Genomic DNA, 13,346 nt, shown 5'->3' on the forward strand with positions numbered 1-13,346 from the left:
AGTCTGTGCAGGCCACCAGCACCGAGAGAGGCACACACCAATGAAGGTGAACAAGAGGGGCATCGCCGCCGCAGGCGCGATCGCCATCGTTTCGACTCTGACGCTTGCCGGCTGCTCCGCAGGGACCAGCGGCGACGACACCTCCGACTCCAAAGGCAGCGGCAAGCTGGTCGTCTGGGTCGACGCCGAGCGCGTGGACGCGCTGCAGACCGCGGCGGACTCCTACGAGGACAAGACCGGCGTCAAGGTCGAGCTCGTCGGCAAGTCGGTCGACGACATGAAGGACGACTTCATCCAGCAGGTCCCGACCGGTAAGGGCCCCGATGTCGTCATGGGCGCGCACGACTGGCTGGGGGAGCTCTCCACCAACGGCGTCGTCGCGCCGATCGAACTCGGCGACAGCTCGGAGGACTACCTTCCCGTCGCGCTGCAGGCCGCAACGTACGAGGGCACCGTCTACATGCTGCCGTACGCAGTCGAGAACATCGCGGTGCTGCGCAACGCCGACCTCGTCCCGGCCGCCGCGACCAGCTTCGACGACATGGTCTCGAAGGGCACCTTCGTCGTCGAGCAGGGCACCGAGGGCAACCCGTACCACCTGTACCCGTTCCAGACCGCGTTCGGTGCTCCGGTCTTCGGCACCGACGACTCGGGGAGCTATGACCCCACCGACCTGCAGCTCGGCAGTGCGGGCGGTTTCGCGTTCGCCGACTGGCTGGGTGCGCAGGGCGCCGCAGGCGTGCTGAACACCGACGTCGACGGCGAGATCGCCAAGCAGCAGTTCCTCGACGGCACGGCAGCCTTCTGGCTGACCGGTCCGTGGAACGTGGGCGCCGCAACCGACGCCGGCATCAACGTCGCGATCGACCCGATCCCGAGCCCGACCGGTGAGACCGCTTCGCCGTTCGCCGGCGTGAAGGGCTTCTTCGTCAGCTCCGAGTCGAAGAACAAGGTCGCCGCGAACGACTTCCTCGTCAACTACATCGGCACCGAAGACGTGCAGCTCGAGCTGTTCAAGGCCGGCAACATCCTGCCGGCGCTCACCGCAGCCGCCGACACCGCGGCGTCCGACCCGATCATCGCCGGCTTCCAGGCCGTCGGCGAAGACGCCGTGCCGATGCCGGCCATCCCGGCCATGGGCGCGGTGTGGGAGTTCTGGGGCGTGGCCGAGGCCGCGATCATCAACGGCGCGGACCCGAAGACGACGTGGCAGAAGCTCGTCGACGACGTGACCGCCGCGATCAAGTAACAGCACCCACTGGCCCTGCCGGGGTGGACGCTCCGGTCCGCCCCGGCAGGATCATGACGAGGACGACATGACAGACATCGACGAGCGCACTGCTCCTCCGACCCGACGCCAGCGACAGGCCGCGAAGATCGCCGAGGCCGCGTCCGGCCCGATCGGCTGGATGCTGCTGAAGATCCTCCTGCTGGCCGTCGTCGACGCGATCGCGCTGTACGCGGCGTTCGTGCTCTTCGCCCACCAGGAATGGCTGATCCTCGGCATCGTCGTCGTGGTGGCCGTCTTCGTCAACTACATCTACTTCTCCCGCAAGCGCATCGCGGCGAAGTACCTGACACCCGGCATCATCTTCCTGATCCTGTTCCAGGTGTTCACGCTGCTCTACACCGGCTACATCGGTTTCACGAACTACGGCACCGGGCACAACGGCACGAAAGACCAGGCCATCTCCTCGCTCCTCGCGTCGGCGCAGGAGCGGGTCGAGGACTCTCCCACCTATCCGGTCACGGTCGTAGAACAGTTCGGCACCTATGGTCTCCTGGTCACCGACCCGGACTCCGGCGACGCGCTTCTCGGCACGGCCGAGCAGCCGCTCGAAGAGGTGGACGCGCAGTTCGAGGGCGGACAGGCCGTCGCGGTCGACGGGTGGACGACGCTCCCGCTGGCCACCGTGTTCACGCTCTCCGAAGAGCTCGAGAAGCTGTCGGTTCCCTTCAGCGATGACCCCAATGACGGCGCCCTGCGGGCTCCGGACGGCCAGAAGGGGTATCTGTACGTCTCGACGCTCGAGTACGACGCGGCCGCCGACACCATCACCGACACCACCACCGGCACGGTCTACTCCGACACCGGCGAGGGAGCCTTCACCGCCGATGACGGCGAGCAGCTGCTGCCGGGATGGCAGACCACCGTCGGCTTCGACAACTTCGTGCGCGCGGTCACCGACTCCTCGATCCGCGGACCGCTCATCGCCGTGACGCTGTGGACCTTCGCGTTCGCGTTGATCTCGGTCGCCACGACGTTCTTCCTCGGGCTCCTGCTCGCGCTGGTCTTCAACAACACCCGGATGCGGTTCCGCAACGGGTACCGGATCATCCTGATACTCCCGTACGCGTTCCCGGCGTTCCTGTCGGCGCTCGTCTGGGCCGGCATGATGAACGAGAGCTTCGGCTTCATCAACCAGGTCATCTTCGGGGGAGCGGACATCCCGTGGCTCACGGATCCGACGCTGGCCAAGGTGTCGGTGCTGCTGGTGAACCTGTGGCTCGGATTCCCCTACATGTTCCTCGTCTGCATGGGCGCCCTTCAGGGCATCCCGGAGGACGTGAACGAGGCTGCCGTCATGGACGGCGCGAACCCGTGGCAGGTCTTCCGCCGCATCAAGCTGCCGCTGCTGCTCGTCACGGTCGCGCCACTGCTGATCTCGTCCTTCGCGTTCAACTTCAACAACTTCAACCTGATCTACATGCTCACCAAGGGCGGGCCCCGCTTCAGCGACGTGTCGATCCCGGTCGGGCACACCGACATCCTGATCTCGATGGTCTACAAGGTGGCGTTCACCGGGCAGACCCGCGACTACGGGCTGGCTTCGGCGTTCACCATCCTGATCTTCATCGTGGTCGCGACGATCTCGATCATCAGCTTCCGCAAGACCAAGGCCCTCGAGGAGCTGAACTGACATGAGCACCGCCAGCCCCGCCACCACCGCCTCCACCGCCTCGAAGACCGATGAGCGCACACCCGGCCCGCGTCGCCGCAGCTTCGGCGCCTGGTTCGCCGATACCGGATGGCGACACCTCGTCGCGATCGTCGTGAGCGCCTTCGCTCTGTTCCCCCTTCTGTACGTCGTCTCGGCGTCGCTGAATCCGAAGGGGACGCTGACCGGATCGAACCAGCTGTTCTCCGCGATCGGGATCGACAGCTACGTGCGCATCCTGAGCGACCCGCAGAACCCGTACGGCACGTGGTTCCTCAACACTCTGCTGATCGCCGTCGTGACTGGGGCGGTCACGGTCTTCATCGGCGCCTGCGCGGCATATGCGTTCTCGCGCATGCGCTTCGCCGGGCGCCGTGTCGGGCTCGTCACGATCGTGGTCGTGCAGATGTTCCCGCAGCTGCTCGCCGTGGTCGCGATCTTCCTGCTCATGTCGACCCTGGGGGACTGGTTCCCCGCCATCGGGCTGAACACCCACACCGGCCTGATCCTGGTGTACCTCGGGGGAGCGCTCGGCGTGAACACGTACTTGATGTACGGGTTCTTCAACACGATCCCCAAGGAGATCGACGAGGCAGCCCGCATCGACGGGGCCGGTCACGCGCGCATCTTCTTCACCATCATCCTGCGCCTGGTCGCGCCCATCCTCGCCGTCGTCGGACTCCTCTCCTTCATCGGCACGGTCAACGAGTACGTGATCGCGAGCGTGATGCTCGTCGACGTGGAGCAGCAGACGCTCGTCGTCGGACTCACCAAGCTCGTGGCGAATCCGCGCTACGCGGACTGGTCGGCATTCTCGGCCGGCGCGGTGATGGCCGCCATCCCGGTGATGATCCTGTTCCTCTTCCTGCAGAAGTACATCGTCGGCGGTCTCACGGCGGGGGCGACGAAGGGCTGACCCTCGGTGGGGTTCACCCGCGGGGCTGGTGTCGCCGGTAGCGTGCATGGCATGGTAGCTTGTCATGCATGACAGCTGACGTCGGATCGCAGATGCGCAAAGGGGTGGTCGAGTACTGCGTGCTCGGACTCCTCGCGCGTGAGCCGATGTACGGCTGGCAGCTGGCCGATGCACTCACCGGCGCCGGACTGATCGCCAGCATCGGCACGCTCTACCCGCTGCTGGGACGGCTGCGGGACAACGGCTGGGTCAGCACGTTCGACCTGCCGTCGGAGAGCGGACCCGTGCGCAAGTACTACCGGCTCACCGAGTCGGGTACCGAGCAGCTCGAGCGCTTCCGAGTGCAGTGGACCCCGTTCGCCCGTGTCGTGACGGGCATCGTCGGAGAGGGACGACCATGACAGAGACGACAGCAGACACACTGCGCGAGGAGTACCTCGCCCGGCTCGACGAGGCGATGCGCGGGCTCCCGCACGGCGTCGCGTCGGACATCCGTGGCGGCATCGTCGAAGAGCTGCAGGGCCTCGACGCCGCGGATACCGCCGCGCGGATCGCTCGGCTCGGTGATCCGGTGGCCATCGCGAGGGAGGCGCAGGACGAGGTGCCGGCGAACCCCGCGATCGTGGTCGCTGCGCCGGTCGCGGCCCCGCCCGCGCCCCGACCGCCGGCGACCTCGACGCGCGGCTTCGCGATCGCTGCCGCGCTGACGCTGAGCTTCGGCGGTTTCCTCGTCCCGGTGCTCGGCTGGTTCGTCGGCGCGGTACTCGTCAGTATCAGCACCCTCTGGAAGACGTGGGAGAAGGTCGTCGCGATCATCGTGCCGTTCGTCTTCGGCGCGGTCTCGTTGTTCCTGGTGCAGTTCATGAGCTTCGTGGAGTTCAGCTCGACCGGCAGCTCGTCCGGCACCGGCACCCCTGCCGATGAGGTCGTGAACAACCCGCTGCTGCCCGGCTTCAGTGCCTGGCACGTCCTCCTTCTCCTCGGGTTCCTCCTCATCCCGGCGTCGGGTCTCTGGCTGCTCTGGCGGCTCCGGGGGCGCGTCGCTCGCTGAGTCACGCCCCGCCACACCGCGTGCATGCTCGGCGTTGCGCCCGGCCAGTATCCCGGTCGGGCCATACCGTGGAGACATGGCACGGGTGGCGGGGCGCAATCTGGCGATGAGCTGGTTCGCCGGCATCGTGTGCGCCGGAATCATCGGGGCGCTCGTCTGGCTGTCCCTCCCGATCCTTCCGACTCTCGCGGAGTTCGCGGGAACCGCGCTCCGCAACGCCCTTCCCTGACGGCTCGCGAGGGGACGCCGACGCGTGTATCCCGACACGTCGGCACGCCTGCGTCGACGGCCGTCGGCCCGGCGGTACCCTCACAATGCACATATCCGACGAGAGGCGCACCCCATGAGTGACCCCGACGCTCCCCAGCCCGAGAAGCCGACTGACGTCGACGACGTCGTCGGCAGCGCGAACGCCGGTCTCGACGCCGCCGCCGCGGCGGGTGCGGATGTCCCCGGTTCCGCCGATGCGCCGGACCACAAACCGGCAGAGGCCGTCGACGAGAAGATCGTCGACCCCGATCTCGCCGCGTTCGAAGCCGCGGAGCGCGACCACCCGGGAACGTTCGCGTCCCCGCCTCCCGCCGTCACTCCGGCACCCATCGTCGAGTCGCGCGAGACCGCGCGCGACGTCCGGGCGGATGCCGACGCGGAGACCGAATCCTTCTACCCGGAGCCGATCGTGGGCGAGCCCGTGCCGTTCGGGCACGAGCAGTCCGGCCTGGCCGGTGCCGCCTACGCCCAGTACGGTGACGACACCGAGACACGCATCGTGCCGTCGGAGCCGCTGATCGGTGCGACGGGTGTCGCCGCGGCAGCGCAGCCTCAACCCATCTTCGTGCAGGCTCCCGAGCCGCCCCGCGACCGCGGCAACCGCGGCACCGCCGGCCTCATCGGCCTGCTCGCGACCCTGGTTTTCGCCGTGCTGTACCTCGGCACGGCGCTGGGTCTCGGCGCGATCGCCGGCGAGGTGAACGGCGAGAACATCGGTGAGGCCGCGCTGGCACCGCTGATGACCTGGGGGTACTGGACGCCGGTCGTCGTCTTCTTCCTCGGCTTCTGGCTGCTCGGCGCGATCATCAACCGCGGCCGCTGGGGCCTCTGGGTGGTCTTCGGCATCATCGTCGGCGTCATCGCCTATGCGGGCCACATCCTCGGACAGCTGTTCGAGGCGCCGTTCTGGAAGCTCACGTCGTCTCAGGGCCTCGATCTCGTCGGCGAGCAGCTGCTCGCCCCGCTCGCCATCGCCGCATTCGTGTTCGCGCGCGAGTTGACCATCTGGTTCGGCGCATGGGTGTCGCGCAGCGGCGCTCGCAAGACCGAACTGAACGCCGAGGCGCAGCGCGAGTACGAGCGCACCCTCGAAGCCGGTCCGACGCTGTCGAGGTAATCACGAACTCCACCACGCCGAACCCCCGCGGGCCCGAGTCCGCGGGGGTTTCGGCTGTCCTGGCCGTGGTGCTCGCGACGATCGGCTTCTTCGCGCTCGCGGTGTTCGGCCTGGGGGCCCTGAGTGTGGCCACCGATACCGACATCATCGCGGTGCGAGGGTTGGGGCAGGCGCCGGGCGCCGTCGGGATGCTGGCGGCGGTCGCGGTCTTCGCGCTCATGCTGTGGTCGACGCTCCGTCGTGGCCATCCCTCCTTCGTGGCGACGATCGCGATCGCTCTCCTCGCAGCTCTGGCTCATCTCGCGGCGGTGTGGATCACGGTCGTCCTCGGCTCGTCCGACTTCGTGATCGCGACTGCGGTGGCGGGGGATCTGGTCCGCGGTGGTGCGAGTGCGGTGCTGGTGGTCGCGGGGCTGATAGCCGGCTGGGGTGGCATCGCCCTCCGTCGCACTCGTGCCGAGCAGCCGCGCTGGCCCTGGGAGCGCGAAGAAGACGAGGAGTGACGCGGCCGCCCCGCCGCGATGCGCGAAATCGCGGTCACGACGGGCGGCGCGCCGTACGCTGGTGGGGTGGAGCGCTCATTGGAGACGCAGGTGGACCAGGCCGTCGAGGCCTGGTTGCGCTGGGTGCCGCGCTGGGAGCCGGCGACCCACCGCGGTCGCGTCGCGCCATGCCGCCGCTGTCTGGGATCGCCGATCCTCTCGGCGGCGGGAATCGGTGCGAACACCCCGCACGGTGTGCAGCACGGACTCTCGACGCGCATCAAGACCATCGTCGATCACGCCGTCGCGGACTACACGGCACGGAATCTCCCCATGCTGCAGCGCGAGCTCGATCAGCAGGCCGCCCGGAACCGCGCCCGCAGCTACCGCCCTGCCGAAGACCTCGATCCGGAATTCGACGGCCTCCCGCTCGACCCCGAGCCGGTTCCCGGCGCGCCGTTCCTCTTCACCATCGCCGGGCTCGCCGATGACTCCGCCGCGGAGCTGCCGGCGTTGCCACCTCTGACCGAGGAAGCCAAGATCGCCCTCCGGCAGGAGGTCGCCCTCGCCGACGAGTACGCCAATATGGTCGGGCGGGAGATCTGCGGCATCCTGCTTCGCCACCGGATCTACATCCAGGCGGCCATCTCCCAGCACGTGGAGCCGCAGATCGAGGCACTGCTCGCCGAGCTGACGGAGTCGCTGGATTCGCCGTTCGACCCCGACCTGCCGTGATGCTCCGAGCGCCGCTCCGCCGTCACACCGGACTTGCGTTCATTTGACCACCACGTTACGCGGCATTACACTTGACCAGGTGTGTGCACGTCTTGACGTGCGCACTGGGCGTCGGCACCATGCCGGTCCGCCCCCACGGCATACCCACCACACCAAAAGCGCGTCGATTCCGGCGTGCCGGTGGGTCATGATGTGAAACCCATCACGCTGTCACCGTGCAGCACTATGAGGAGAGAACGTGCCAACCATTCAGCAGTTGGTTCGCAAGGGTCGCTCGCCCAAGGTCACCAAGACCAAGGCGCCGGCGCTCAAGTCGAACCCGCAGCAGGCCGGGGTCTGCACCCGCGTCTACACCACCACCCCCAAGAAGCCGAACTCGGCGATGCGCAAGGTCGCTCGTGTGAAGCTCCGCAACGGCACCGAGGTCACCGCGTACATCCCCGGTGAGGGTCACAACCTCCAGGAGCACTCGCTGGTGCTCGTCCGTGGCGGTCGTGTCAAGGACCTCCCCGGTGTGCGTTACAAGATCGTCCGTGGCGCCCTGGACACCCAGGCAGTCAAGAACCGTAAGCAGGCTCGTTCCCGCTACGGCGCGAAGAAGGGTTGAGTTAGATGCCTCGTAAGGGACCAGCCCCCAAGCGCCCCGTCGTCAACGACCCGGTATACGGCGCACCGATCGTCACCTCGCTGGTGAACAAGATCCTCGTCGACGGCAAGAAGTCGCTGGCCGAGTCGATCGTCTACGGCGCCCTCCGCGGCGTCGAGGCGAAGAACGGTCAGGACGCCGTCGCCACGCTCAAGAAGGCGCTCGACAACGTGCGCCCGACCCTCGAGGTCCGCAGCCGCCGCGTCGGTGGCTCGACCTACCAGGTGCCGGTCGAGGTCAAGCCTCACCGCGCCAACACGCTCGCTCTGCGCTGGCTCGTGAGCTACGCGAAGGGCCGTCGTGAGAAGACGATGACCGAGCGTCTGCAGAACGAGATCCTCGACGCGTCGAACGGCCTGGGTGCCGCGGTCAAGCGCCGCGAGGACACGCACAAGATGGCCGAGTCGAACCGCGCGTTCGCTCACTACCGCTGGTAACCAGCTTCGCCCGCCCTTCGGCCACTCGCCGAAGGGCGGGCACCCCCTCTTCGCAGTACGACTGCTCCAAAAGATAAGGACACTCCTGTGGCACAAGACGTGCTCACGGACCTGAGCAAGGTCCGCAACATCGGCATCATGGCGCACATCGATGCCGGCAAGACCACGACGACCGAGCGCATCCTGTTCTACACGGGCGTCAACCACAAGCTCGGCGAGACGCACGATGGCGCGTCGACCACCGACTGGATGGAGCAGGAGAAGGAGCGCGGCATCACGATCACGTCTGCCGCCGTGACCTGCTACTGGAACAAGAACCAGATCAACATCATCGACACCCCCGGCCACGTGGACTTCACGGTCGAGGTGGAGCGTTCGCTCCGCGTCCTCGATGGTGCCGTCGCCGTGTTCGACGGCAAGGAGGGCGTCGAGCCCCAGTCCGAGACGGTCTGGCGTCAGGCCGACAAGTACAACGTCCCCCGCATCTGCTTCGTCAACAAGATGGACAAGCTCGGCGCGGACTTCTACTTCACCGTCGACACCATCATCAACCGCCTGGGTGCCAAGCCCCTCGTGATCCAGCTGCCGATCGGCGCGGAGAGCGACTTCATCGGCGTCGTCGACCTGGTCGAGATGCGTGCGCTGGTGTGGGCCGGAGACTCCAAGGGTGACGTCACGATGGGCGCCTCCTACGAGATCCAGGAGATCCCGGAGAACCTCAAGGAGAAGGCGGCGGAGTACCGTCAGCAGCTCCTCGAGACCGTCGCCGAGACCGACGACGCGCTGCTCGAGAAGTTCTTCGGTGGCGAGGAGCTCACGGTCGCCGAGATCAAGGGCGCGATCCGCAAGCTGACCGTCGCTTCCGAGATCTACCCGGTGCTCTGCGGCTCCGCGTTCAAGAACCGCGGCGTCCAGCCGATGCTCGACGCGGTCGTCGACTACCTCCCGAACCCGCTCGACGTGGGCTCGATCGAGGCGCACGACCCGAAGGACTACGACACGATCATCGAGCGTCACCCCGACGCCAATGACCCGTTCGCAGCCCTCGCGTTCAAGGTCGCTGTGCACCCGTTCTTCGGTCGCCTCACCTACGTGCGCGTCTACTCGGGTCACCTCGAGTCCGGTTCTGCGGTCATCAACTCGACCAAGAACAAGAAGGAGCGCATCGGGAAGATCTTCCAGATGCACGCCAACAAGGAGATCCCGGTCCCCTCGGTCACCGCGGGTAACATCTACGCGGTCATCGGTCTGAAGGACACCACCACCGGTGACACCCTGACCGACCCGGCAGCTCCGGTCGTCCTCGAGTCGATGACGTTCCCCGAGCCCGTCATCGAGGTCGCGATCGAGCCGAAGACCAAGGCCGACCAGGAGAAGCTGGGTGTCGCCATCCAGAAGCTCGCTGAGGAGGACCCGACCTTCCGCACGGAGCTCAACCCCGAGACCGGTCAGACGACCATCAAGGGCATGGGCGAGCTTCACCTCGACATCCTCGTGGACCGCATGAAGCGCGAGTTCAACGTCGAGGCCAACGTCGGCAAGCCGCAGGTCGCGTACCGCGAGACCCTGAAGAAGGCCGTCGAGAAGCACGACTACACGCACAAGAAGCAGACCGGTGGCTCCGGCCAGTTCGCGAAGATCCAGTTCACCATCGAGCCGATGGACCTGGACTCCGAGAAGACCTACGAGTTCGTGAACGCCGTCACCGGTGGTCGCATCCCTCGTGAGTACATCGGTTCGATCGACGCCGGTTTCCAGGACGCGATGAACGTCGGTGTGCTCGCGGGCTACCCGATGGTCGGCGTCAAGGCGACCATCGTCGATGGTGCGGCGCACGACGTCGACTCTTCGGAGATGGCGTTCAAGATCGCGGGCTCCATGGGCTTCAAGGAGGCCGCTCGCCGTGCCAACCCCGTGCTGCTCGAGCCGCTGATGGCCGTCGAGGTCCGTACTCCTGAGGAGTACATGGGCGACGTCATCGGCGACCTGAACTCGCGTCGTGGCCAGATCCAGTCGATGGAAGACGCCGCAGGCGTCAAGGTCGTCCGCGCTCAGGTCCCGCTGTCCGAGATGTTCGGCTACATCGGCGACCTGCGCTCGAAGACCTCGGGCCGTGCCGTCTACTCGATGGAGTTCCACAGCTACGCTGAGGTTCCCCGCGCAGTGGCCGACGAGATCGTCCAGAAGACCAAGGGCGAGTAATCGCTCTTCTGGGCTCCCCGCGGCGCCGAGCACCGCGAAGCGCCGCGGGGTTCCCAGGTCACCTACAACTTCACATTCCCTCTCTACTAAACTGAGAACCTAACCCGTAGAGAACCGGTCGCAAACCAGTGCCCGGTCACCTTTACAACGACGTCCTGAGGAGGACCCAGTGGCTAAGGCCAAGTTCGAGCGGACCAAGCCGCACGTCAACATCGGAACGATCGGTCACGTCGACCACGGCAAGACCACGCTCTCCGCAGCGATCTCGAAGGTGCTTGCTGACAAGTTCCCGTCCGACACCAACGTGCAGCGTGACTTCGCTTCCATCGACTCGGCGCCGGAAGAGCGCCAGCGTGGAATCACCATCAACATCTCGCACATCGAGTACGAGACCCCCAAGCGCCACTACGCTCACGTCGACGCTCCCGGCCACGCCGACTACGTCAAGAACATGATCACCGGTGCTGCTCAGATGGACGGCGCGATCCTCGTGGTCGCCGCCACCGACGGCCCGATGGCTCAGACGCGTGAGCACGTGCTGCTCGCCAAGCAGGTCGGCGTGCCGTACCTGCTGGTCGCGCTGAACAAGTCGGACATGGTCGACGACGAGGAGATCCTGGAGCTCGTCGAGCTCGAGGTCCGCGAGCTGCTCGCAGCCCAGGGCTTCGACGAGGACGCTCCTGTCGTCCGCGTCTCGGCTCTCAAGGCTCTCGAGGGCGACGAGAAGTGGACCCAGGCGATCCTGGACCTCATGCAGGCTGTCGACGACAGCGTTCCGGACCCGGAGCGTGACCGTGACAAGCCGTTCCTGATGCCCGTCGAGGACGTCTTCACGATCACCGGTCGTGGAACCGTCGTCACGGGTCGCGCCGAGCGTGGCACGCTGGCCATCAACTCCGAGGTCGAGATCGTCGGACTCCGTCCGACCGTCAAGACCACGGTCACGGGTATCGAGATGTTCCACAAGCAGCTCGACGAGGCCTGGGCCGGCGAGAACTGTGGTCTCCTGCTCCGTGGCACGAAGCGTGAGGACGTCGAGCGCGGTCAGGTCATCGTCAAGCCGGGTTCGGTCACGCCGCACACCGACTTCGAGGGCACCGCGTACATCCTGTCCAAGGACGAGGGTGGGCGTCACAACCCCTTCTACACGAACTACCGCCCGCAGTTCTACTTCCGCACCACCGACGTCACCGGCGTCATCTCGCTGCCCGAGGGCACCGAGATGGTCATGCCCGGCGACACCACCGACATGACGGTCGAGCTGATCCAGCCGATCGCCATGGAGGAGGGCCTCGGCTTCGCCATCCGTGAGGGTGGACGCACCGTGGGCGCCGGTACGGTCACGAAGATCGTCAAGTAAGCACCTGCTTCCTCGCAGAGGGGTCGGACCTTCGGGTCCGGCCCCTCTGTGCTTTGTATCGTGTCGGGAGTTTCCTCTCCGCGCCAAGACGTGCACAATGATCTCGTCGGCCTCTCCGTCGACGCACACCTGAGAAGGGGATTCACATGGGTATCGATGACGCGGTGAACAAGGGCAAGGACCTCTACGAGCAGAACAAGGACAAGATCGCCGAGGCCGTCAAGAGCGACCAGGCCGAGGACATCAGTGACAAGGTCCTCGATGGCGTCGCGGACTTCGCGAAGAAGATCGCCCCGGGTGCAGCAGACAAGATCGACGAGATCCGGGACAGCGCGGACAAGGCCGTCGGCAACGAGTAGCAGCCCCGCACTCTTCGAGCGGCGATCCACCACCGGGTGGATCGCCGCTTTCGTATGCAGAGGCACGCCCCCGTTCGATCTAGTGGTCGTCAGATGTGGCGGATTCGCAGATGTATCGAGTAGGATCGTCTCGACCGCCTGGGGATCTTGCGGTCGGGGAAGCCGAAGGGGTTCGGTTTCCGGAAGCACGCGGGCTTTCCGCGTTGAAACTGGGGATAAGCGATCTTGGGGATCATCGTGCGACGCGCGCACTCTGTGCGCCTGAGCGTCACCCTGCCTGCGCGGCGGGTCTTCCGCCGCGCCCTCGAACGAGGAGTTCGGCGTCCCTTCACGCCGGGCTACTCGCGTTCGGTGTGCCCCCTCGCACTGAACGCCCTCCCCAAGCGGGGCGAGGCATGGGGATGCCTCGCCCCGCTATCTCCTTCCTTCTGAGCCGGATTTCGACGTCGGTCACCGCCTCGCTGAGAGGCGCGACACGCCCGGGTTTGCAGAAGTGAAATCAGCCGTGGCAGAATAGACAGGTTCGATATTCCGTCGCCGCTGTGCGTGCGCCGGATCACTGCCAGGGCAGTGCATAGACGGCGGTTCCTCATGGGGGCTGCAGGGTTCTAGGCCGCGGGTAGCAGAACACACACCCCGACACCCTTCTCGCCGAAGGGTTCGCCGTGCGCGGCGGAGGTCGGGCATCCGGTCGCCTCGCGGCGTCCGGCTGACAGAAGAACAGTGGTGCAGCAGATCGACTCGTCAGAGCCGTTCTCGTGCCGAGGCGCGAACAGCGCCGACGTGCGTCCAATGCCCCAGGGCCACCCGGTCCCGGACGGTATGACGCCTA

At 66.5% G+C, this 13,346-nt stretch carries 14 protein-coding genes; all 14 read left to right on the top strand.

Annotation, left to right across the window (positions count from 1 at the left end; translation table 11 throughout):
• Positions 1-40 precede the first annotated feature (40 nt).
• A complete protein-coding gene (locus tag ACIOTO_RS11580) occupies positions 41-1,249 on the top strand; it encodes a maltose ABC transporter substrate-binding protein (RefSeq protein ID WP_105710447.1) in 1,209 nt (402 codons plus the stop codon).
• Positions 1,250-1,316: 67 nt separating this feature from the next.
• Entirely contained in the window at positions 1,317-2,921 is a 1,605-nt protein-coding gene (locus ACIOTO_RS11585) for an ABC transporter permease subunit (protein ID WP_029260911.1), read from the top strand.
• A gap of 1 nt (position 2,922) precedes the next feature.
• Complete coding sequence (locus ACIOTO_RS11590) at positions 2,923-3,855, top strand: sugar ABC transporter permease (protein WP_400857926.1); 933 nt, start codon at positions 2,923-2,925, stop codon at positions 3,853-3,855.
• Positions 3,856-3,923: 68 nt separating this feature from the next.
• Positions 3,924-4,256, top strand: coding sequence for a PadR family transcriptional regulator (locus tag ACIOTO_RS11595; RefSeq protein WP_029260913.1), 333 nt, complete (start codon positions 3,924-3,926; stop codon positions 4,254-4,256).
• A complete protein-coding gene (locus ACIOTO_RS11600) occupies positions 4,253-4,906 on the top strand; it encodes an HAAS signaling domain-containing protein (RefSeq protein WP_029260914.1) in 654 nt (217 codons plus the stop codon). Before ACIOTO_RS11595 ends, ACIOTO_RS11600 begins: the two co-directional genes overlap by 4 nt.
• A 76-nt stretch (positions 4,907-4,982) precedes the next feature.
• On the top strand, positions 4,983-5,135 hold the full coding sequence (locus tag ACIOTO_RS11605) for a hypothetical protein (RefSeq protein WP_156027125.1): 153 nt from the start codon (positions 4,983-4,985) through the stop codon (positions 5,133-5,135).
• A gap of 114 nt (positions 5,136-5,249) precedes the next feature.
• On the top strand, positions 5,250-6,293 hold the full coding sequence (locus ACIOTO_RS11610; protein ID WP_400857927.1) for an ABC transporter: 1,044 nt from the start codon (positions 5,250-5,252) through the stop codon (positions 6,291-6,293).
• 68 nt (positions 6,294-6,361) lie between these two features.
• The gene (locus ACIOTO_RS11615; RefSeq protein ID WP_400857928.1) at positions 6,362-6,796 is read left to right on the top strand and encodes a hypothetical protein; all 435 of its coding nucleotides are present in this window, start codon (positions 6,362-6,364) and stop codon (positions 6,794-6,796) included.
• Between the two features lie 66 nt (positions 6,797-6,862).
• On the top strand, positions 6,863-7,510 hold the full coding sequence (locus ACIOTO_RS11620) for a hypothetical protein (RefSeq protein ID WP_029260917.1): 648 nt from the start codon (positions 6,863-6,865) through the stop codon (positions 7,508-7,510).
• Between the two features lie 238 nt (positions 7,511-7,748).
• Positions 7,749-8,117 carry a 30S ribosomal protein S12 gene (rpsL, locus tag ACIOTO_RS11625; protein ID WP_017201609.1) on the top strand — a complete coding sequence of 123 codons (369 nt, stop codon included), beginning with the start codon at positions 7,749-7,751 and terminating at the stop codon, positions 8,115-8,117.
• A 5-nt stretch (positions 8,118-8,122) separates the two neighbouring features.
• Positions 8,123-8,593 (top strand): 30S ribosomal protein S7, encoded by a 471-nt coding sequence (gene rpsG, locus ACIOTO_RS11630; RefSeq protein WP_017201608.1) that lies wholly within the window; start codon positions 8,123-8,125, stop codon positions 8,591-8,593.
• 87 nt (positions 8,594-8,680) lie between these two features.
• Complete coding sequence (gene fusA, locus ACIOTO_RS11635; protein ID WP_029260918.1) at positions 8,681-10,795, top strand: elongation factor G; 2,115 nt, start codon at positions 8,681-8,683, stop codon at positions 10,793-10,795.
• Between the two features lie 169 nt (positions 10,796-10,964).
• The gene (gene tuf, locus ACIOTO_RS11640; protein ID WP_028502475.1) at positions 10,965-12,155 is read left to right on the top strand and encodes an elongation factor Tu; all 1,191 of its coding nucleotides are present in this window, start codon (positions 10,965-10,967) and stop codon (positions 12,153-12,155) included.
• Between the two features lie 146 nt (positions 12,156-12,301).
• Positions 12,302-12,514, top strand: a complete 213-nt coding sequence (locus tag ACIOTO_RS11645; RefSeq protein WP_029260920.1) for a hypothetical protein — start codon at positions 12,302-12,304, stop codon at positions 12,512-12,514.
• The last annotated feature ends 832 nt before the right edge of the window (positions 12,515-13,346 follow it).

Source organism: Microbacterium sp. NPDC087592, from assembly GCF_044743585.1.
Classification (GTDB): Bacteria; Actinomycetota; Actinomycetes; order Actinomycetales; family Microbacteriaceae; genus Microbacterium.